At 43.9% G+C, this 22351-nt stretch carries 19 protein-coding genes and 2 tRNA genes; 13 read left to right on the top strand and 8 right to left on the bottom strand.

Going from position 1 to position 22351, the window contains the following annotated elements:
- Positions 1-286 precede the first annotated feature (286 nt).
- On the top strand, positions 287-976 hold the full coding sequence (locus ACP69U_RS03945; protein WP_426137875.1) for a TetR/AcrR family transcriptional regulator: 690 nt from the start codon (positions 287-289) through the stop codon (positions 974-976).
- Positions 977-1217: 241 nt separating this feature from the next.
- A complete protein-coding gene (locus ACP69U_RS03940) occupies positions 1218-3431 on the top strand; it encodes a molybdopterin oxidoreductase family protein (protein ID WP_426137874.1) in 2214 nt (737 codons plus the stop codon).
- A gap of 98 nt (positions 3432-3529) precedes the next feature.
- Here the strand turns inward: ACP69U_RS03940 and ACP69U_RS03935 are convergent, their stop codons facing one another.
- Together ACP69U_RS03935 and ACP69U_RS03930 are read right to left on the bottom strand one after the other, a co-directional pair.
- Positions 3530-4855, bottom strand: a complete 1326-nt coding sequence (locus ACP69U_RS03935; RefSeq protein WP_426137873.1) for a D-amino acid dehydrogenase — start codon at positions 4853-4855, stop codon at positions 3530-3532.
- Between the two features lie 74 nt (positions 4856-4929).
- A complete protein-coding gene (locus ACP69U_RS03930) occupies positions 4930-5703 on the bottom strand; it encodes a YgfZ/GcvT domain-containing protein (protein WP_426137872.1) in 774 nt (257 codons plus the stop codon).
- A gap of 326 nt (positions 5704-6029) precedes the next feature.
- On the opposite strand from ACP69U_RS03930, the gene ACP69U_RS03925 reads away from it, so the two are divergent.
- From ACP69U_RS03925 to ACP69U_RS03915, 3 genes are all read left to right on the top strand, one after another.
- On the top strand, positions 6030-6383 hold the full coding sequence (locus tag ACP69U_RS03925; protein WP_226914243.1) for a zinc ribbon domain-containing protein YjdM: 354 nt from the start codon (positions 6030-6032) through the stop codon (positions 6381-6383).
- 111 nt (positions 6384-6494) lie between these two features.
- Complete coding sequence (gene hemL / locus ACP69U_RS03920; protein ID WP_426137871.1) at positions 6495-7796, top strand: glutamate-1-semialdehyde 2,1-aminomutase; 1302 nt, start codon at positions 6495-6497, stop codon at positions 7794-7796.
- A gap of 266 nt (positions 7797-8062) precedes the next feature.
- Complete coding sequence (locus ACP69U_RS03915; protein WP_426137870.1) at positions 8063-9802, top strand: AMP-binding protein; 1740 nt, start codon at positions 8063-8065, stop codon at positions 9800-9802.
- Positions 9803-9818: 16 nt separating this feature from the next.
- Here the strand turns inward: ACP69U_RS03915 and ACP69U_RS03910 are convergent, their stop codons facing one another.
- Positions 9819-10160, bottom strand: coding sequence for a DUF962 domain-containing protein (locus tag ACP69U_RS03910; RefSeq protein WP_270896729.1), 342 nt, complete (start codon positions 10158-10160; stop codon positions 9819-9821).
- 472 nt (positions 10161-10632) lie between these two features.
- On the opposite strand from ACP69U_RS03910, the gene ppx reads away from it, so the two are divergent.
- From ppx to tilS, 3 genes are all read left to right on the top strand, one after another.
- Complete coding sequence (gene ppx / locus ACP69U_RS03905; protein ID WP_426137869.1) at positions 10633-12159, top strand: exopolyphosphatase; 1527 nt, start codon at positions 10633-10635, stop codon at positions 12157-12159.
- A 226-nt stretch (positions 12160-12385) separates the two neighbouring features.
- The gene (locus ACP69U_RS03900) at positions 12386-13189 is read left to right on the top strand and encodes an acetyl-CoA carboxylase carboxyltransferase subunit alpha (RefSeq protein WP_426137868.1); all 804 of its coding nucleotides are present in this window, start codon (positions 12386-12388) and stop codon (positions 13187-13189) included.
- Between the two features lie 230 nt (positions 13190-13419).
- A complete protein-coding gene (gene tilS, locus ACP69U_RS03895; RefSeq protein WP_426137867.1) occupies positions 13420-14979 on the top strand; it encodes a tRNA lysidine(34) synthetase TilS in 1560 nt (519 codons plus the stop codon).
- Between the two features lie 36 nt (positions 14980-15015).
- Here the strand turns inward: tilS and ACP69U_RS03890 are convergent, their stop codons facing one another.
- A complete protein-coding gene (locus ACP69U_RS03890) occupies positions 15016-15528 on the bottom strand; it encodes a GNAT family N-acetyltransferase (RefSeq protein ID WP_198330755.1) in 513 nt (170 codons plus the stop codon).
- Between the two features lie 218 nt (positions 15529-15746).
- On the opposite strand from ACP69U_RS03890, the gene proC reads away from it, so the two are divergent.
- Both proC and ACP69U_RS03880 read left to right on the top strand, forming a co-directional pair.
- Complete coding sequence (gene proC, locus ACP69U_RS03885) at positions 15747-16580, top strand: pyrroline-5-carboxylate reductase (protein WP_426137866.1); 834 nt, start codon at positions 15747-15749, stop codon at positions 16578-16580.
- 139 nt (positions 16581-16719) lie between these two features.
- Positions 16720-17289, top strand: coding sequence for a YggT family protein (locus ACP69U_RS03880; protein ID WP_060490268.1), 570 nt, complete (start codon positions 16720-16722; stop codon positions 17287-17289).
- Between the two features lie 102 nt (positions 17290-17391).
- Here the strand turns inward: ACP69U_RS03880 and ACP69U_RS03875 are convergent, their stop codons facing one another.
- The gene (locus ACP69U_RS03875) at positions 17392-18198 is read right to left on the bottom strand and encodes a hydroxymethylpyrimidine/phosphomethylpyrimidine kinase (RefSeq protein WP_314885179.1); all 807 of its coding nucleotides are present in this window, start codon (positions 18196-18198) and stop codon (positions 17392-17394) included.
- Positions 18199-18554: 356 nt separating this feature from the next.
- Here ACP69U_RS03875 and ACP69U_RS03870 point away from each other — a divergent pair.
- The 3 genes from ACP69U_RS03870 to ACP69U_RS03860 all read left to right on the top strand — a co-directional run bounded on the left by ACP69U_RS03870 (position 18555) and on the right by ACP69U_RS03860 (position 19803).
- Positions 18555-18644, top strand: a tRNA-Ser gene (locus tag ACP69U_RS03870).
- Positions 18645-18831: 187 nt separating this feature from the next.
- Positions 18832-18908: transfer RNA gene (locus ACP69U_RS03865), tRNA-Arg, on the top strand.
- Positions 18909-19149: 241 nt separating this feature from the next.
- Positions 19150-19803 (top strand): RDD family protein, encoded by a 654-nt coding sequence (locus ACP69U_RS03860; RefSeq protein ID WP_314885181.1) that lies wholly within the window; start codon positions 19150-19152, stop codon positions 19801-19803.
- Between the two features lie 62 nt (positions 19804-19865).
- On the opposite strand, the gene ACP69U_RS03855 is transcribed toward ACP69U_RS03860, so the two are convergent.
- From ACP69U_RS03855 to pth, 3 genes are all read right to left on the bottom strand, one after another.
- The gene (locus ACP69U_RS03855) at positions 19866-20846 is read right to left on the bottom strand and encodes a calcium/sodium antiporter (protein WP_060490271.1); all 981 of its coding nucleotides are present in this window, start codon (positions 20844-20846) and stop codon (positions 19866-19868) included.
- A 295-nt stretch (positions 20847-21141) separates the two neighbouring features.
- On the bottom strand, positions 21142-21522 hold the full coding sequence (gene panD / locus ACP69U_RS03850; RefSeq protein WP_045443274.1) for an aspartate 1-decarboxylase: 381 nt from the start codon (positions 21520-21522) through the stop codon (positions 21142-21144).
- A 99-nt stretch (positions 21523-21621) separates the two neighbouring features.
- On the bottom strand, positions 21622-22203 hold the full coding sequence (gene pth / locus ACP69U_RS03845) for an aminoacyl-tRNA hydrolase (RefSeq protein ID WP_198330760.1): 582 nt from the start codon (positions 22201-22203) through the stop codon (positions 21622-21624).
- Positions 22204-22351: the final 148 nt, after the last annotated feature.

Genomic DNA, 22351 nt, shown 5'->3' with positions numbered 1-22351 from the left:
GTAATGAATGAAGTGTTTTATCAGTGACATACGTAAAGAGAAACAACAAGTCTGGCAATGATTTATAAAAAATGACGTCATCACACGCTGTAAATATAGGAATAAAAAAAGTAGCTGTCATCATAAATATGGCGGCTATTTTTTATGATTGTTTTAGGATGGGTTAAAACGAATCATCAAGAATGAGTAAGGTTAAATATTTAGTGATAGACTTCTTGTTTAAATGACTATAGCCTTATAGTTGAAATAACAATTGTTTTATAGATTAAGTTGGGGCAGATTGATAGTGAATGTACTTGATAGTGTAAGTGCTACAAAACCGGAAACAAAACGAGAGCTGGCAAAGGCGAAAACGCGTCATACGTTACTCAAAAGTGCCTTGCAGCTGTATAGCGTAGAGGGCGCTCTTGGTATGAGCATGAATAAAATCGCGAAAGGCGCAGGTATTGCTCAGCCAAGTTTTTATAATCATTTTGATAGTTTAGATGCGTTGCAGCAGGTGTTAGGCGAGCAGCTTAAAGACAATTATTTATCGCCAATGCGCATGGCGTGGGTAGATATGCTTAAAGACTATCCAACGCTGTCTAAAGAGGATTTCAATGAGCGTTGTCAGGAATGCCTAACATTGATTTTTGATGCCGCCTTTCAAAACATCACTTTATTTCAACGTTTGCTCGAAGACAGTCTGCGCTTTGATTCAAACATAGAACGTAACGGGTTGGGAAGTCTAATCATAGAGATAAGAGACGAGTGGACCAAAATGTTTATAGAGGGATTGCAGTCAGCCGAGTGCTCTTTTGACCAATCTGACGTTCATCTCTGTGTCGATATCGCTGCCGCCCAAGTACATGAGTTGATATTGGGATGTCATCAACAGCGTTATTCACGGCAGCAAGCCATTGAGATGTTGTGCAAAAACTTTGATGGCGTTTTTAGCCATTTTTTCACCAAAGACAAGCGCAGAGTAGATGGCTAATCATCCAGCTTATCAATATTGCATTTTGACTAATGCTCAAGATTTTTAAGATGAGCAAATTTAGCAACCATATTAAACTTATAAAACGGAATTTATATAGTGAAAGCGATATAGTCGATTCAATTTAAAAGTAGTACAAGGCAACCGAGTGTAGATGTCTATTTAATACTTCAAACGAGATTAACGCAGTAATACCTTTGTAGTGGAATGACTATAGTAAAAAATAACAGGGAGCGCGACCATGGCTATTGAACAGAGTCACACGGATGAACAAACACATTTTAGAACCTGCAACTTATGTGAAGCGATGTGCGGTATTGTCATCAAGCACGATGGTAAAAAGGTATTATCGATTAAAGGCGATAAAGACGATCCATTTTCTAAAGGGTATATTTGTCCAAAAGCGACTGCTTTGCAAGACTTGCATGAAGACAGTGATCGCCTGCGTCATCCCGTTGAGAGAACGGCTAACGGTTGGAAAGAGATTGGCTGGCCTGAGGCATTAGATAAGGTGGCAGCTGGTATTCAGTCGGTACAGAAAAAACATGGTCAAAACGCCTTCGGTATTTATTTAGGCAATCCTAATGTCCATAATTTGGGCGGCATGTTAACCATTAAGCATCTATTAACCAGTATAAAGACGCGTAGTCGTTTTTCTGCGACCTCTATCGACCAACTGCCGCACCATATCGTCTGCATGCATCTCTTCGGTCATATGTTGCGCATCCCAGTACCTGACGTCAATCGTACCCAATATATGCTTATCATTGGCGGCAATCCGCTGGCGTCTAACGGTAGTATTATGACCGCACCAAACATGCGTCAAAAACTAAAAGATATCAAAGCGCGTGATGGTAAAGTGGTGGTGATTGATCCACGCCGCACCGAAACCGCCGACATTGCTAGCGAGCACCACTTTATTCGTCCAGCGACCGATGTTTTGCTCTTGCTTGCCATGCTCAATGAAATCTATTTACAAGGGTATGCGGATAAGGCACGTGTTAAAAATAATAGAGCGGCGGCGCTCGCGCCAGAGATTGCACGCCTTGCAGACTTTGCAAAAGACTATAGCGCCGAGTCCGTTGCTGAGATTACTGGCATTGCGGCAAAAGAGATTAAGCGACTGGTCAAAGAATTTTGTGAAGCCGAAAGCTCGGTTTGTTATGGGCGCATGGGCGTCTCGGTGCAAGAGTTTGGCTTATTAAGCCAGTATCTAATCATGCTGATTAATATTGTCACAGGTCGTTTGGATGAAGTGGGTGGTCTGATGTTCCCCAATCCTGCGGTCGACGTGGTCAATAACTCAGGCCCAGGTTATTTAGGTAAGCGCCATAGCCGCGTGAGTAACTTGCCTGACTTTAATGGTGATTATCCCGTCGTGGCAATGGCGGATGAGATGTTGGTAGAAGGGGCGGGGCAGTTAAAAGGCTTTATGACTGTCGCGGGCAACCCTGTACTCAGTACGCCGAATGGTGAAAAGTTAGATACGGCTTTTGCCAACTTAGACTTTATGGTCGCTATTGACTACTTTGTCACAGAAACCAGCCGTCATGCGCATATCATTTTGCCGCCGGTATCGCCACTAGAGCGTGACCATTATGATGTTACCTTTAACAATTTTGCCGTCCATAACGTCGCCAAATATTCAAAGGCATTGTTTGCTAAGCAAAGAAGTGCCAAACATGACTGGCAAATCTACTTAGAGTTAGCAAAACGCTTGGATAAAAAAGCCGTACTTGCAACCAAAGTCGAACGCCTAATAATAAAAGTTTTGGGTCCGAAGTTTGTGCTTAATCAAGGTCTAAAACGTGGGCCTTATAAGGGTCTAAATCTAAAGCAATTGAAGAAAAATCCGCATGGTATTGATTTGGGATCGCTCAAAACCATGCTGCCACAAGCGTTAAAACACAAAGACAAGCAGATTCATCTTAATGTTGATTTTTATCAAGCAGATTTAGAGCGCGTACAGGAGGTGATGCAGGACTATGATGACAAGCAAATTCTATTGATTGGTCGTCGTCATGTACGCAGCAATAATTCGTGGCTACACAACAGCTATCGCTTGGTAAAAGGTAAGCCGCGCTGTACTTTGATGCTGCATCCTGAAACGGCGAAACAGTACGGTATTGAGGATGGTCAAAACGTAAAAGTAACGTCGCGTGTGGGTAGTGTGACGATCGTAGCAGAAGTGACGGATGAGCTGATGCCAAATGTCGTGAGTATCCCTCATGGGTGGGGTCATGGCCGTAAAGGGGTAAAACAAAAAATCGCTCAAGCGCATGCGGGCGTCAGTGTCAATGATTTGACAGACGATACCTTAATTGATCAGCTAAGTGGCAATGCGGCAGTCAATGGTGTACCAGTACAATTGGAAGCAATCGCGCCAGAAGTGGTTGATTTGGAGATGGCTGATTCTGACGTTGATTTCGATATGGAATCAGGGAGCGCTGCATAAAATAGTTCTAGAATAAAAGTCTTTCATATAAAGAAAAAAGGCGCTGACTTATATTGGTAGCGCCTTTTTTACGTTTCCTATTCTTACGTTTCTTATTTTTACGATCCTAAGCCAACAAAATCAAAATCGACTGGCGGTGTCTCACCCTGTATTAATAAACTAATCGCCTTTGCCGAACCGCAAGCATGGGTCCAACCAAGCGTACCATGACCAGTATTAAGCCATAAATTATCAAAACTAGCATCCACGTTATGACTACCATGACGGACTTGACCCCTATGCGCACGCCCAATTAACGGCACATTAGAAGGTGTCATCGGACGTAGCCCTGTCCAATATTGCACAGAATTGGCAATGATACCTTTGGGAAACAACTGCTGCACCCGGCGCGTGATGGCTGCACAGCGCGTGCTATTTAAATCCAAATTATAGCCATTAAATTCTGCCGTTCCAGCGACGCGTAATTTGTCGCCAAGGCGTGAGGTCACCAGCTTAAACTCATCATCAATGAGACTGACAAAGGGTGCCAGATGCGGGGCGCGAGGATTGATTTGATAAGTAGCCGAGTAACCTTTGGCTGGGAAAATAGGTAAATGAATATGCAGCGGCTTCATGAGTGATACGCTATAGCTGCCCAATGCCAGTACATGGCTGTCTGCACTAAAGGTTTGCGCGTTTTCGCCCTTGGGTTTAATGGTAATACTATGGATATGCGGGCGAGCAGAATGGGCGTCAGTGTTTAACGCCAGAATCTCGGTATCGTATAAAAACTTAACGCCAGCCTCGATGCAGCGCTCGGCTAAGCGCTGGGTAAATAAATGGGCATTACCCGATTCATCACGGCTGGTATAAGTCGCACCTTTTAGCTTATGAGCAATAGGGTAAAGCGCAGGCTCTAGGTTAACGGCATTATTGATATCGATGACATGACGCTCACAGCCTAACGCTTGCATGCGCTCCGTTGGCGCAATCGCGGCATCAAATTCTGCTTGATTGGTATAAAAATGCATAATACCACGCGTTTGCTGCTCGTAATCAATACCAATATCAGCACGCAGCTGTTGTAGTGCGTCCCGTGAATACAAGCCCAAACGTACCATTTGTACCAGATTGGCATCGGCTCTATCTGCACGGCATTCTTGCAAAAACTGCATCGCCCACTTAAGCTGTGCCTTATCAGCACGCAAGCGATACAGCAGCGGCGCATCCTCGCGAAACAGCCATTTAAGCGCTTTCATAGGAGCCGCAGGATTAGCCCAAGGGGTTGCGTGCGAGACAGATATTTGCCCACCATTGGCAAATGAGGTCTGCATACCGGCCGCTGGCTCACGCTCAATGACGGTCACATCGTAGCCTGCTTGGCGAAGGTACCATGCGGTGGTCACGCCCACCACGCCCGCTCCGAGTACCGCAATATGGGTCATAGATTACTCTGCTGCTTTTTTAGTAAAAATGTTTTGAAGAGTGCTGCTTATTACGCGTCACTCATCATGTCGTACTATTTTTGACGCGCAACATCGGCTTGCATCGCTGGCGGTAAGTCTAATATCGTAAGCTCACTATCGGCTAAATGCTCTGGACGGGCAACGACCAATGCTTTAAAACCATTACCATTAATAGTGTCATCGGCAATCGCATTAACCACATGGATTTTTTCTAGCTTGTCACCGGCTGCTGGCACGTCACCTGCGCCGCTGACATAATGTAAAAACGCTTTTGGCGCTGCCTTAAAATAAATACGGGCAATCACTTCTTGACCAAGATAGCAGCCTTTATCATAGTCCATACCGCCGCGCTGATGCAGACGCAGCTCTTGTGGCTGAAACAGACCTTGCGTGGCAGCAACTATCCAATAGTTGCCAATGGCAAGACTCGCTTGCATCCACGCTTGGGTATCGGCTGGCGTATTGTGGTCTTCTTGATGGCTAAAGGTTGGCACCTCATCAAGCACGCAAGGATAAATGGGCGCGGGCGCACTGGTGTCAAACTTTGAAAAGGCACCGAACTTTTTTAAATGGGCTTGAAAAGCCTCAGCACAATCGGCACTGATAACCACATCATAATGCTTTTCGGCTTGTTTTTTTATCCACAAACCAAAATCAATGCGACCTTTTAGATTGCTAAGCGCCGTTGCTTGATAACTGAGTCCGAGCTTGGTGACATCAGAGGTTAGCTGACCCTGCAAGAATTTTTCTGCATCTTCACCTTGAATCGTTAGTTGAACAAAGTGTGGCAATGTTGATGGGAGGGTCGATACGTTTGATTGAGTCATTATTATTATCCTATTCATAAGTCGCTATCGTTATCAGTAGCCATAGCCTCAGATATTGTGGTGAATACTGAGTTGTTAAAGTAATTGATAAAGTAAATACTGAGGTTTTTACCATCTAAAGATACATGGCCATCAAACCAAATTTAGTTAAAGGAGAGTACCACAAAACACTGTGTGATAAAAAATGTCCGCTGTAAGACATGAGCGAATCTATCAATTAGTCACAGCACCGCATTTACGAGCGAAGCGATTGGTTAAAGCTGGCAAGTTACGGTACAATGTTAGCTCTAGAATACACCCAATTTATCACGGCTGACGAGGAAATTATGAGCTTACCCAATTGCCCAAAATGCGATGCTGAATATACGTACGAAGATGGTGCGTTACTGGTATGTCCCATGTGTGCTCATGAATGGACTGCGGCTGAAACCGATGCGGCACAAGCTGAAGAGCAAGACGCGGTCATTCGTGATGCGGTCGGTAATGAGCTGCAAGATGGCGATACCGTCACCGTGATTAAAGACTTAAAAGTCAAAGGTTCATCGACCGTTATTAAAGTCGGTACCAAAGCAAAAGGTATTCGCCTGCTGCCCGATGCCTCTGATGGTCATGATATTGATTGTAAACTTGATGGTTTTGGCCCAATGAAGCTTAAATCATCTGTTGTTAAAAAAGCATAAATTATTAAATGTGCTTTAAAAATCTGCTAAGCATTAACAACAAGCCGCAAAGTTATTGTTAATAAAATAAGACAGAACCAATATTAAAGAAATAATAAGTAGAGAATAATGATGAGCACTAAAAACGAACAGCTATTTGCGCAAGCCCGCAAACATATTCCTGGCGGTGTAAACTCGCCCGTCCGTGCCTTTGCTGGTGTTGGTGGCACGCCTATTTTTATGCACCGTGCTAACGGTAGTAAAATTTATGATACCGAAGACAATGCTTACATCGATTATGTCGGCTCTTGGGGTCCAATGATTTTGGGACACGCACACCCTAAGGTGATTGATGCGGTCAAAAAAGCAGCTGATGATGGTTTAAGTTTTGGTACACCAACGCCGTTTGAAACGACTGTTGCCGATAAAATTTGCGAAATTGTCCCAAGCGTTGAGATGATTCGCATGACCAGCTCAGGTACAGAAGCGACCATGAGTGCGATTCGTTTGGCTCGTGGCTATACGCAACGTGACAAAATCATTAAATTTGAAGGCTGTTATCATGGTCATTCAGATAGCCTGTTAGTAAAAGCAGGTTCGGGCATGCTTGATATTGGTGAGCCAACCTCAAAAGGTGTGCCAGCGGATTTTGCTAAGCACACGATTACCATTCCTTATAATGATCCGCAAGCGATTAAAGATTGCTTTGAGAAATGGGGCGAAGAAGTCGCCTGCGTTATCTTAGAGCCGATCGCTGGCAACATGAATATGGTCATTCCAACCCAAGAATTCCATGATACCTTGCGTGCAGAATGTACCGCCAACGGTTCAGTGCTGATCTTTGATGAAGTGATGACGGGCTTCCGTGTTGGTCTGGGCGGCGCCCAAGCTCACTTCGGTATTGATCCTGATTTGACGTGCTTTGGTAAAATCATCGGTGCAGGTCTGCCAGTTGGTGCTTTCGGTGGTAAAAAAGAAGTGATGTCTTGCATTGCGCCACTCGGCGGCGTCTACCAAGCCGGCACATTATCAGGTAATCCACTGGCAATGCGTGCGGGTATTGCGATGTTTGAAGACTTAACCGTAGACGGCTTTTATGCTGAGTTAGCAGCGAAAGTTGATCGTCTAGTAGACGGTTTTCAAGCGGCAGCTGACAAACATGGCATCAACATGCGTACCAATAAATTGGGCGGTATGTTTGGCATGTTCTTTGTCAAAGACAATGAAACTGACACGCCAAAGAACTTCGATGACGTGACAGAGTGCGATATGACGGTGTTTAATACGTTCTTCCATGGTATGTTGGATCGCGGTATTTATCTGGCACCCTCTGCTTATGAAGCAGGCTTTATGTCAATTAAACACAGCAATGAAGATATTGATATCTCTATCAAAGCCGCTGACGAGATTTTTGCAGAAATGGCAAAAGCGTAACTGTTTATTCAGGACCTTGTTTATTTAAGACCTGTTTAAAATGTATGTACTTACAAGAACCAGTATGAGAGATCATGCTGGTTTTTTTTGTGTCCAATATTTATCCTTTTGTGATTTTTACTATAAAAGATAAAGATTTTCTGACGATGACTGCATAAATGAAAAAACCAAGGCTAAGACAAATCCTTCTTTGGGTGATTGCAAAATAAACGATAAATTATGCTATTCTGAGATGAATCAAGACAATTGAGCAAGGATGCCAACTGATGACTACAAGCACTAATGCTATGCCTAGCAGTAATACGCCACCGTTATGGCAAGCCTCATATGAGAAATATGGAATAAGAAATAATTTAGATGTATTAGAGGGCAAGCACAACCTGCTGGATTTATTGCAACCCAAGATAGATCAGCATGGTAATTCTGTGGCTTTTAGTATGGGGCCCGCCACCCTTACCTTTGCACAATTGGATATTGCCAGCCGCCGTTTTGCTGCTTTTTTGCAAGCACAAGGAATCAATAAAGGCGACCGTGTCGCTGTGCAATTACCCAATATATTGCAGTATGCCGTGGTGTTACTTGGTTGTCTGCGAGCAGGCGCGGTATTGGTGAATGTCAATCCGATGTATACCCATTATGAATTGGCGCATCAGCTGACGGATGCTCAAGCTAGTGTGCTGATTGTCCTCGATGGTATGACCTCTGCTTACGATCAGTTAGATGATGCAGTCAAAGCGCAACTGTCATTCGTCGTACATTGTTCCGTCAATCCGAATGCTGCACCTGCTGATAACGATATTGCCTTGCTTACCCAACTTGAACCGTCAGCCGATACTACTCGTCAATTCAATCAAACCACAGCCGATAATGCTGCAAAAAATATCTTAGAGCAGAGTGTAAGCTTTGCCCATATTATGAGTGCATACCACGCTGAGCAATATCAGCCTGTTACTATCGAGCGTGAAGATTTAGCTTTATTGCAATATACGGGTGGCACGACCGGCAAGCCAAAAGGCGCGATGCTCACGCACTACAATGTCATGGCCAATGTCTGTCAGTGTTATGCGATGTTTGGTCATGCGATTGAAGCGGGTCGTAGCGAGCAGATCAAAATACTCAATCCGTTGCCGCTCTATCATATCTTCTCATTTACCGTTTGCGGCTTACTAGGCATTTATGGCGGCTGGGAAGATATATTGGTCACCAATCCGCGTGATATCGATGGATTAGTCAATACCATCGAGCAGCATCGTCCGCATGTCATTCCTTCGGTCAATACCTTATTTATTGGTATGCTGCATCATCCAAAGTTTGCCAACCTTGATTTTAGTCGCTTGGCACTATCTATCGGTAGCGGCACCGCAATTATCAAAGCCGTATCTGATCAGTGGCAACAAGTCACTGGTATGATTATCAATGAAGGTTACGGCATGTCCGAAACTGCACCAGTTATCTCTTTTAATCCACCTGGTATAGATCGTTTTAATGGTAGCGTTGGTCTGCCACTTGCGATGATGAATATTAAAATCATTGATGAACAGGGTGCAACTTGTGCAATAGGTACACGGGGCGAGGTTTGTATTAAAGGCCCGCAGGTCATGTGTGGTTATTGGCAACGAGACAATGCAGATACTTTTACAAAGGATGGCTACTTTAAATCGGGTGATATTGGTGTGCTAGATGAGCATGGATTTTTGACGCTGGTGGATCGCAAAAAAGACATGATATTGGTTTCAGGATTTAACGTCTATCCAAACGAAGTGGAAGCGGCATTGACAGAGCATCCGAAAGTACTTGAAGTCGCGGTGGTTGGTATTGCAGATGAGCACAGCGGTGAAGTACCCAAAGCGTTTGTGGTTAAAAAGGATTTGAGCCTAACGCTAGAAGAGCTACAAAGCTTCGCAAGCGAACGTTTGACAGGTTATAAACGCCCGCAGTCATACGAGTTTATCGATGAATTGCCCAAAACTGCGGTAGGAAAAATATTACGTAAGTCTTTACGTTAGTTGGGCTAGTGGCGAGTTATGATCGTCCAATTTTATCAAATTTACGGTCTTTTAAGCTGAGTCTACCGCGTAGGACATCACTGTACATACGAAAGTCGCTAGCAAAGCTTTTTAGCGGGAATTTGAACGAGGCAGGTTTGTTTTTTTCAAAGAAAAAATGACCGACCCAAGCGCAAGCATATCCAGCAGCGATGCCTTTGAGTAATGGTTTTGGCGAAGCAGTTTTGACCGACTTTGCGAGTCCCCATAAGCCAAAGCTACTACCGGCGAAATGTAAGCGGCGGCAAGCCATGTTTTGATGTTCAGCTAAATAGAAGTCATAAAATTTTTGCTTTGTTGGACTGACGGTTGTCATCATGTTTTTTTTAGCATTGCTGACCGCTTGAGTATCGGCGTCTTTGGTAGTGTTTTGTGTGGTCGTTTGATTCATTTGTTTAGCTTCCTTGCTAATCGTTTCTTGAGTATAGATATTAGGGCGAGTCATTAGAGTGCTTTCTGTTTTAATAAAGCGGCTAGGAGGTCATTAAGTAACTGTTATTTATTATAATATTGGTCGTTTTTAATGTAGCAAAACGCTATCCTTAACACAAGCAATGGATGTTTATGGCGCATTCGTTATTTTGTTAATGATACGCTTGCTGCTTAATTAGCATTTGGGTCACTTGCCAGTGTTTGGCATAAATGCTTTAATGGCGAAAATTGCATCAAATACGTGAGGCGCTTTGCGTAAATGGCTCTATTTGGTGCAGCTATGATGTTTATATGACTTAATCATCTGATTTTTAGCCCATATCCTCTCCCTTTTATCCAACACGGTAACGATTCCTCTTATGCCTATTGACTACCTTACAAATCCGCCGCTTGCTGATGATGAAATGATGGCAGCCATTGATATCGGTTCCAATAGTTTTCATCTGGCCATTGCGCGTCTTGACCATGGTGAGGTGCGAAAAGTCGTTTCTATGTCTGAAAAAGTCCAGCTCGCCGCAGGCTTGGATGAAAATAATATCTTAAGTGCGGCAGCTGCACAGCGAGGTCTTGACTGTTTGAGCCGATTTGTGGCGCGTTTGGATTCGGTACCACCCGAACGCATTCGCGTGGTTGCGACCAACGCTTTACGCCAAGCCAAAAATGCCAATGACTTTATTGCCCGTGCCAATAAAATATTGCCGAAACCTATTGAGATTATCGCGGGACGAGAAGAGGCGCGCTTGATTTATTTGGGCGTCTCACACACCAATGCCAGTAGTGACAAGCGTTTGGTCATCGATATTGGTGGCGGTTCGACAGAGTTTATCATTGGTCAAGAGTTCGATCCGCTATTGACCGAGAGTTTGCAGATGGGCTGTGTCGCCTTTACCCAGAAGTACTTTGCCGATGGTCAAATCACGAAAGAAGCCTTTAATAATGCGATATCAGCCGCTCGCAAAGAAGTGTTAGCGATTCAGGGTCGTTATCAAAAATTGGGTTGGAGTAGTGTGGTTGGCTCGAGTGGGACGATTAAAGCGGTACGTAATGTGCTGGTATCTAAGGGCTGGGCTGATGAGCAAGAGCGCATCACTTATAAAGGTGTCAAAAAGTTAGAGAAACTGTTGCTTAAAATTGGCAATGTCGATGACATCGATTTAGAAGGCGTTAAGGAACATCGCAAAGCCGTCTTCCCAGCAGGCGTTGCGGTACTGCGTGCAGTCATGAAAGTGCTGGGTGTCGATACCATTACTTACTCAGATGGTGCATTACGTGAAGGTGTGATGTACGACATGCTTGGACGCTTTGCCAGCGAAGATGTTCGTGACCGCAGTGTGCTGGCGCTGATTAAGCGTTATTCAGGGGACAAAAAACAAGCCAAACAAGTGGTAAAAACCAGTCGTCATTTATTTGAGCAAGTGAAGAGTCAGCTTGCCCTTACCAACGATGATTGTGATTTACTCAGACGTGCGGCTTTCTTGCATGAGATAGGATTGGCAATCAGTCATAGTAGTTATCATAAGCACAGCGCGTATTTGCTTGAGTATTCTGATATTCCAGGATTTTCGCAAGTCGATCAAAAGCGCATGGCACAGCTGATGCTCAATCATCGTCGTAAGCTCAAGGCTGATATGTTAGAGCAGACTTGTACTATCGGTGGTAATCAGCTTGTTTATCTTTGTCTGCTGCTACGTTTGGCTGTACTGGCGCATCACAGCCGCAGCGATTATGAATTACCAGAATTACAGTTACAAGCCATGGATGATCATTGCTGGCAAATCACCGTTGCCGATAACAGTGAGCATTATGCTTTCTTATTGCCCGATTTGCATACTGAGATTGAGCAGTTTGCCAAATGGGGCGTGACGCTAAGCGTAGTTGAGGGCTAGGCAGCGCTGCTTTGCACTGACGATCAACATGATGCCGTTACTATTGTAATGAGTATGCTATAGATTAACGTAACAAAAGCGGCTTTGTCAGTAATGTCATGCCATTTAAGATGTGCTACTATAGCCTCTATTGAGTTTACAACTGTACTTTCATTATCTAAAAATCGATAACGATATTATTCTTAAACATAAATACATTAAGTATAATTATTAAAGGGAAGCGTCTATGAGCACTGTCTGGGATAGTGTGCAGCTTGCACGGCACGCCAAGCGTCCATTATTTATGGACTATGTTAATCAGCTGTTTACCGAATTCGATGAGTTGCATGGCGACCGTGCTTTTGCCGATGACAAGGCCATTCTTGGTGGTCTGGCGCGTTTTGATGGTCAGCCTGTGATGGTAATTGGTCAACATCGCGGTCGCAGCACCCGTGAGCGTATTGCTCATAACTTTGGCATGGCCAATCCTGAAGGTTACCGCAAAGTGATTCGTTTGGTCAAAATGGCTGAGCGTTTTAATATCCCTGTGATGACCTTTGTCGATACCCAAGGCGCTTATCCGGGTATTGGCGCGGAAGAGCGCGGACAAGCGCAAGCCATTGCCGAAAGTATCGCCGTTTTTTCTAGCCTAAAAGTGCCTATTATCGTGACTATCATCGGTGAAGGCGGCTCAGGTGGTGCGTTGGCTATTGGCGTTGGTGACAAAGTCAATATGCTACAAAATAGTATTTATTCGGTTATCTCTCCTGAAGGCTGTGCTTCTATTCTGTGGAAAACAGCTGAAAAAGCACAAGATGCTAGTGAAGCCTTGAAATTAAATGCGATTAATCTATATCAAATGGGGCTGATTGATGCCGTCATTGAAGAAGGTGAAGGCGCACATATCAAGCCGCAACCAGTCATGATCGCCTTGAAAGCACTGATTGCTGAGCAGTTAGATGAGCTTAAAGATTTAGAGGCACACGCGCGTTGTGAGCTGCGTTATGAGAAGCTAAAAACCTTTAACTCAGAAGTGATGTTGCCTGCTTAATTGGTCGCTATGACACCTCTGTTACTAAGCCTCTATTCATGAACACAGAGCTTTTCATATTAGAGACTGAGTCTTAATGCTAAAATAAAAACGTGTCATTTTATGGCGCGTTTTTTTGTGGCTGTTAATATAAGTACTAACTGACACTATAACTGATGCAGTAGCTGACGTATAAGCAGATTCATTTATATGTCAATTCATGTATGTATGCTAAATAAATAAGGCTGATTATGACCAGCAGTGCAATCCTCCCGCATTCTATGAAGCCAATCGCAGACCTGCCTGTCGATGCCGATCTGGCACAAGCATTATTGAGCAGTATGGTTGAATATGGTGAACAGCTGCACGGTCGACGGCTTTGGCTGGCGTGTAGTGGTGGTCGTGATTCATTAGCATTGGCTGCGCTGTGTGTGCAGCTCTATCGCCAAGGTAAGTTGCCATTTTTGCCGCAATTGCTGCATGTGAATCATGGTTTGCAAGCAGATAGTGACACTTGGGCGATGCATGTTGCTAACTGGGCAGCAGTGCAGCAGATACCGTGTCGGATTTTACGTGCGCAAGTGAATGGTCATGATGAGCAAGCCGCAAGGCAAGCTCGTTATGATGTCATGCGAGCGCAACTCAATCAAGATGATGTATTGCTCTTAGCACATCATGCCGATGACCAAGCAGAAACGGTGCTGATGCGGCTGATACAAGGCGCTGGGGTGAATGGTCTGTCGGGTATGCAGCCGTGGCGTATCCAAACGCAGGGCGCACAGCGTATGGTATTATGGCGACCTTGGCTGACGGTCAAACGCGCCAATATCAGCAATTATGCTCAGCGCCTAAAGCTCCCTTATATCGATGATCCAACCAATGATGCTGGCGATAATGTACGTAGTGGGTTACGCCTTGACATCATGCCAGTATTGGCGACCTATAATTCCAATGTCATTGACAATATCGCCCGTAGCGCACAGCTATTGCGTGATGCCCAATTGATAATCAATGCACAAGCGGCAGAAGATTTACAGCAGATAGAGGTAGCATCATTACAGCTATCGTCTGCCCAGCGTGTGCTAAATATAGGCAAGCTACAAGCATTACCCATTTACCGTCAGCGCCAACTATTGCATCATTGGCTCGGTCAAGAAGAACCGTTACCGCCTGCTAAGCAGCTGGTCGATGATGTATTTATGCTAAGCCAACGTGAAGATCTTGATCACCAAACGGCGCTTTTTTGGCAAGCTCGCAAGCAGTCCTATACGATTTGCCGCTACCGTCAGCAGCTTTATCGTCTCAGCAGCGATTGGTTGACATGGCTTGAGTTGCCGCTTACCAAACAGATTCAACCCTTATCTGATTTTGTTGTGGCTGATGCTGATTCAGCGGCTGCCCAGCCTGTGTCAGTTACCTTACGCATGGATAATAAATTTACTTGGCAAGTGCAAATGATGCCAGATGCCTTGGCAGAGCTATTGGACAGCGATCAGGATGATGATGACAGTCTTGAGATTACCTTTGCACCATTAGGTCGTCAGCAGCGTGTGCAAACTGCATTGGCATCACGTCCACAAGCGGGCAAGAAACTATACCAAACGCTTGGTGTACCTGTATGGTTGCGCGAGAGTTTGGTGGTGGTCAGTGCCGTATCCGTACAGCAGGATAAAGAGTGGCCATTATTGCTGGTTTCACCTTTTGAGCGCTGGATACTAGGGACGAGTAGATCGCTAATAGACACGATAGACAATACTGGTGTTTTAGATAGTGTTATTAGAAACAGTCTAAGCATCAATAACGCTTTTTAATATTGGCGATCTAAATCTTTGGGAAGGTCAGGTTATCTAGGACATTAGGTCAACAAGTTTTCTAACCATTTTGATATCTATTATTTGCGTGCTTTTGTAGCATTCTTCACTCTTTTCGCCATTAGCTACAAAGCCAAATTTTTGATAGAAATCAATAGCAGCCACATTATTTTCTAATACCCATAAATAAAAATGGGCATGGATATGAGATTCTAAGAGAGCTTTCAATGATACTGTCATTAATTGAGTGCCTATACCCAATCCTTGGTAGTCGGGCAAAACATACAACGTGGTAATTTCATAATTTTTATTATTAACGAAGTAGCCAATAAACCCCAAATTATGATGATGAGCATCATATGCTATCCAGACAATAACATCAGGATGCGCCATTAACTCCTGCCACATTTTTGTCTTATTACATAAGTTGTTTTTATCATTGATATAGGACACTGGTAGCAAATCTAAATAGGCTACATGCCAACTTTTGAAGTGAATGTTAGCAATGTCTGCATAATCCTCTGGGTTAGCTTTACGAATGAAAAACATATTACTCTCCGTCACTGATTTTATATAATGCCCTTGTTAATTTAACCGTTTGGTTGTGCAATAGTCCATGGTAATTAAGTGGTTCAACGGAGCTTACAGCCGGGCTAGATGCCGTCAATCTATCAAACGATGCCAGTAGCAGTATGGTAAACTGAGTGTCATTTTACCTATCATTATGTTAGTTTGAGTACCTTTGGATTGTTGAATAGGAGACATGTATGTCAGTATTAGATAATAAGAAAATCAGCTTTATCGGTGGCGGTAATATGGCGCAGGCTTTGATTAGCGGGCTTGTCAGCTGCGGTGTCAAACCGAGTTTAATTACCGTTGCTGATCCTAGTAGTGAGGCGCGTGAGCAATTGGCTGCTAAAGGATTGAACACGGTTGATCCAACTGCTGATGCAAAAGCTGCCGTTATCGATGCTGACATTGTGGTGCTGGCGGTCAAACCGCAAGTGATGAAAGCAGTGGTCAGTAGCTTTGCCGATGTCTTAGACAAGCAGCTGGTAATTTCAGTGGCAGCAGGTTTGTCAACTGAGCTTCTATCTGACATGTTGCATGGCTATGACAATATCGTCCGTGCGATGCCAAATACACCTGCAATGATTCAAATGGGCGCAACGGGTCTGTACGGTACTGATAATATTTCTGCTGAACAAAAGCAGTTAGCAACGGCGGTGATGGAAGCATCAGGATTGGTCATGTGGGTCGATAATGAAGAACACATGCATGCGGTAACCGCCGTATCAGGGTCAGCACCAGCGTATATGTTTTACTTCATTGAATCCATGATTGACGGGGCAGTGGCTTTAGGTTTGGATAAAGAGCAGGCTTCAGCGCTCGCTATGCAAACCATGCTAGGCGCGGCAAAAATGGCGATGAATAGTGAGGATGCACCTGCTGAATTGCGTTGCAAGGTTACCTCTCCAAATGGGACAACCCAAGCCGCCGTTGAGTCAATGCAAGCCAATGATATCGGTGGTCAAATCGTTGAGGCTATGCAGGCTTGCTATGACCGTAGCCAAGCCTTGAGTGAAGAGATGAGTAAATAATCATCCCTATATCAGGCGCGTTATTTGCTACAAGCGCATGACGCGCCTGAGCGTTAATACTAAGCACCAATACCAAGTACCTAGTAATGACAGTCGTCATCCCAAAACCTGTTAATAATGTCACATTGAGTAGCACTTCATGAACAACATGTTATTTCAAATCTTTGATTTGGTCACCACCTTCGCCATGATGTTGGTGTTTATTCGCTTTATGCTGCAATTTGCAGGGATGGATGCCAGCAACCCCATGATTGCGCCTGCTTATAAAGCGACGCACATTGTCGACGTGTTTGGGCGTATTTTTCCAACCGTTGGGCAAGGGCGTATCAGTATTGCGGCTATCGTCCTGATGTTTTTGATTCGTTTGATCGATATCTCTGGAAAAGCAGCACTGACACATAAAGGTATCGCTCCTGTACCGTTATTTTTTACTGGTACTATCAGCTTGGTATTAGACTTTTTACGTATGTGTCGCTATCTCGTCATTGGTTCCATCATTGTCAGCTGGATTGTGGTATTTACCCAATCTCAGCATCCGATTATTGGTATCATTGTCAATCTAGCGGAGCCAATCTTGGCACCATTTCGTCGAATCACACCAAACTTGGGTATGATTGATTTATCACCAATGGTCGCCTTCATTGCTTTTATTTTGCTTGAGATGTTTATTGGTGGCTTTGCCGCGAGCTTCATGCCGATGTTGGGTTGAGCTGGATTAATGGTCACTTGAAAGCCGCTATCTAAAATTACCAATAGCTATCTAAAAAAGGGCGTTCTATGAGATATAGAGCGCCCTTTTTTTATTAATTATTTAGAGGTTATGCTGAAAGTCTATAAAACGATTGGGTATCAATTGGGCTTGGTCATTATTAGGGTGCGGTGCATCAGCGGCACGCAGCGTCTGGGTAATCCAGCTGTCTGCTGCCTTTACTGCATCGATAAGCGCATCACCCATTGCTAAGCGCCCAGCGATAAAGCTGGCAAGCGAACAGCCAGATCCATGAAATTCGCCCGTTAAGCGCGGCAAGGTGCTTTTATGTACCATCTCACCATTTATGTATAAATACTGCTCTATATCGCCGCTATCAAAGTCATGTGAGGTCTTTACCAATACGGCATAGGTGCCTTGGGCGCATAGTTTTTGCGCGCCAATATGTAAGTCTTGCTCACCGCTTAATGCGCGTAGCTCATGAGTATTCGGTGTGATAAGGGTCGCGTATGGTAACAGCTCTCTAAATGCGCTAACGAGCGTCTTTTCATCGCCCAAACTGCCACCACTATTGGCAACCAATACGGGATCTAATACAAATGGCGTATCAGTGGTGATAAGGCGCTCGGCAAACAATTGAGTCAGCATAGCGATATTATCAGTCGTACCCAACATACCTGACTTAATAGCTGCAACAGGCAAATCATCGAGCACTGCGGTGGCCTGATCCTTTACCAAATTTGCTGCACAAGCTTCAAAACCAAAGACTTGCTGCGAGTTTTGTATGGTAATAGCTGTACAAGCAATGGCAGCATGCGCACCTGCTTGACCGATGGCTTCTATATCCGCTTGTAATCCAGCGCCGCCTGAGGGGTCTAATCCTGAAAAACACAGTACCACTGGTCGCATAAAAATTCCTTTGACATAATCTAAAATGAGTAACAAATACTATAGACACCCACTGCTAAAAAAGCCATAGTAGGTGAGAGATGGTATATAAACAATCCATCCATCAATTAATCAATTAACAACAACCCAGAGCGTGCTGACCAACTTAAACATCGTTTTTACTGGTTTTTATTGATATTTGAGCTGCTTAAGAGGCTATGAAACCATATAAACAAATACATATGATAAAAACTGCATTAAATTTGTAGACAGTGCTTGCAATTCGTTTTGGCTTTGCTATAATACTCGCCCACGGGATAAGACGTATTATCAGCAATAATACTATTTTTTAGAACTTAAAAAGTCTTACGTCGTTTGGTGAAGTGGGTGAGTGGCTGAAACCAGTTCCCTGCTAAGGAACCATACGTTTGCGCGTATCGAGGGTTCGAATCCCTCCTTCACCTCCATTTATTCGGTTTTTAGTAGAGTAGTGACGCGATATAAAAGCGTTAATAATCTTCTGTTTTATTAAAGCAAAAAATAATTTGATTTTAATAAAAAAAGATATTGACACAAGCGAAATTATCTATATAATAACCAACCTAATTTGCTGCAATTGTTTCTTAACAACGCAGTAAATGATGTGCAAAGTACGCGCTTGTAGCTCAGTTGGATAGAGCACTTGGCTACGAACTAAGGGGTCGGGAGTTCGAATCTCTCCAAGCGCACCATTTGCATCATCACTTCTTTAACCCAGTTAAAGAAACCTTAAAATAATCGCCTGTCTTATGACAATTTGGCGATTTTTTTATGTCTGCAATTTCTGTGTGATAGTTTTATGAGCTGATGAGTCATACGACCTGGTTATACCACATTGTTATATGACTTACGGCATCTCAGGATAATGTACGATAAGACCGTGAATTACGGTACAATAGAGCCACTATTCACTGCTTGCTATGAGCTTGTACCATGTCAAAGAGTTTACCTAAACGACCTACCAAATCTGCTGCTAAAACTAAAGCATCAGCACACCATGTCTCTGAAAGTGAAGAGCTAACGATTGCCAAAGCTGGTACCCGTATGGCAGCCATTCTCTATGATGGCATGTTGATTTTAGCGTTGTTGTTTTTGGTCGGTACCCTGCTAACCGTGATTGGTACATTGCTGACAATGAATACCGGTACAGACTCTTCTCAAGCGCAGTCGCTGCCAACGTGGTATCAAAACGTGATTATGACGCCGTCTTTTATACTGACGTTAGTCGGATTCTATGGGATATTTTGGCGTCGCGGTGGGCAGACATTAGGTATGCAGACTTGGCGGTTAAAGACGGTCAATAGTAATGGTCATTTGCTAACGTGGGGACAGTCATTTAAGCGGATTTTAGCGGCCAGTATCATGCCACTTATATTTGGTATCATTGGTAGTGTCATCGATGGCTCGCGTGCTGTTTTATTGACCAGTGCCTTTCTGGGCTTTGTCTTTAACTATGCTTTTTGCCTCTTTAACCCACGTGGTCTCGCAGTGCAAGATATGCTATCGAATACCATTACCTTAAAAATGCCAAAAACAGAGAATGAAGGACTATGGCGGGTGATTAGAAATCGCAAGCAAGGAAAATAAACCACATTATCTTCGCCATAGTCTGTTCATACATTTTTAGGTCTGTTAATACACTCTAAGCGTTACAGGTTGACGGTTTGTATCAGCCATAAAGTATAGCCGACAAAGAATAAGACCAAAGTCGACCCAGAAGTGCGACCGAATGGACGCTTACTCATAAAGGCAAACCCGCACAATACCAAGAGTAACAAGGTGACCAATCCCATAGCCACTATATCGCGCGATAAGATGATTGGACTGACTGTGATTGGCGCTATAAGCGCTGCGAGACCAACGACGCCCAAGGTGTTAAATATATTAGAGCCAATAATATTACCCAGTGCCATGTCGTGTTCGCCTTTACGGGCGGCTGATAGGCTCGATACCAGCTCAGGTAACGATGTCCCCACAGCAACAATCGTCAATCCAATCACCAGTTCGCTCACGCCCCACAGCGTTGCCAATTCTACTGCACCCCAAACTATAGCCCGCGAGCTAATGACCAGTAAAAGCATGCCGATAACTAAGCTGATGAGTCCCCGTGTTAGGGTTTGCTCGATATGTTCAGCATCGACGCTTTCTGCTATGGGTTCTCCTTCGTGCTCATGGTTGCCTTCACGTAAGCTTAGTACAATCTGAATGCCTAAAGTCACGACCAGCAGTGCTATCAACACAATCGCATCTGCTTGGTCTAATTGCCCATCACGCAGCTGCCATGCGGCGACCATAGTAATCAATACCAATAGAGGTAAATCACGCTTGATGATGCCCTTACGAATGATAATAGGGCTAATCAATACGGTTGCACCCAATACCAGCGCAATATTGATGATGTTTGAGCCATAAGCGTTGCCTAATGCCAAATCAGGGCTGCCTTCTAGTGCCGCCAATACCGACACGACCATCTCAGGGGCGGATGTACCGACACCCAAAATCAACACACCGATTAAGAAACTGGGAACGTTGAATTTTTTTGCTAAGGCAGTGGCGCCATCAACAAAAAGGTCTGCACTCCAAACAAGAATAGCTAGTCCGATCAATACTGCAATAACTGCCAACCACATCAGTTTGTTTCCTTATTAGTATTAATACCAAACCTAAAAATACGCTTAGCCGTGTCAAACTCATTTAGCCTAAAAACATGGCGCTGACATTTATTTTTCTGACGACTTCATCTTTTAAGAGTGGTATAAAATGTGAATTTGCCATATAAAAATGGCATAAAAAAAAGCTGAATCAGAATGGAGATTCAGCTCTCATATTAGCATAGCGGTTTTGGTTGGATAATAAGAATAACTTCAACAGCTTAGTCGATTATTTATCCTTGCTTTATCCAAAAATCTTCGGTGTTCCGGTGCTTTAAGCCACTTGTACCGGAATGATGTTTGCCGTGTCTTTTACGGTGTTGTCTTCGTTGCAATACACCAGTTTTGGCTGGTAGGTTGCCGCTTCTACTTCATCAAAATGAGCATAGGCACAGATGATAACGATATCGCCTAAATCTGCCATGTGAGCCGCCGCACCATTTAGCGAGATGATACCAGAACCCGCTTCAGCGCGGATAGCGTAAGTGCGAAAGCGCTTGCCATTGGTCACATTGTAGATATCGATAGACTCATTTTCGCGCAGACCAGCAAGATCCAATAAATCACCATCGATACCGCATGAGCCTTCGTAATGAAGTTCGGCATGGGTGACGCGAGCACGGTGTAATTTGCATTTAAGCATATTAAGTAGCATAGGTTGCTTCCTTAGCGTAACTGAGATTAATGATTCAAATCAAAAGGTTAATGGGGATAACTTGCTAAAATAAAAGGCTATTATGGTTAAAGCATGATTTTATTCCGGCAGCTTGAAGCCATTAATTTGTGAACGTGCTTTTTCAATATCGCCATTTAGTAATAATGGTAGCGCTTCAAATGCTGCTGTCAGAGCGCTATCAATGGCAATCTGTTCATCGGGCGCAGCTTTTGAGAGCACATGACCACTAACTTTAGACTTATGACCAGGATGACCAATACCAATACGCAAACGATGGAAGTCGTTGCCGATATGAGGGGTGATATCACGCAGACCATTATGACCGCCATGACCACCATTCGTCTTAAGTTTGATACTGCCAGCTGGAATATCGAGCTCATCATGAGCAATCAGTAACTCATCATTTTCAATGCCATAAAACTTCACCATCGGCACGACCGACTGACCAGACTTATTCATAAAGGTGAGCGGCATCAATAGACGTACGTCATGCCCATGAATCTGCCCACGTCCTGTTACTCCATGAAATTTTTTATCATGAGAGAGGGTAATGTTGAACTGCTGAGCCAAGTGATGGACAAACCAAAACCCTGCATTATGACGTGTAAACATATACTGCTGACCAGGATTACCAAGACCGACAATAAGCTTTATGGCCATAAAAACACCCTGCTTAAATTGAATAAATGAGGCATAAGGTTTGCGATTATGCTATTTATTCATAGCATATCTGTTATTTTTCAAACCTTACTTACAAAAACAGCAGGAGATATTTATCACCTGCTGTTTTTTGACTAAACAAACCTTG

The organism is Psychrobacter sp. TWR1-1-1, assembly GCF_049895865.1.
GTDB lineage: Bacteria > Pseudomonadota > Gammaproteobacteria > Pseudomonadales > Moraxellaceae > Psychrobacter > Psychrobacter immobilis_A.
The sequence above is the reverse complement of the archived record's forward strand: the minus strand, read 5'-3'. Positions and strand labels throughout refer to the sequence as shown.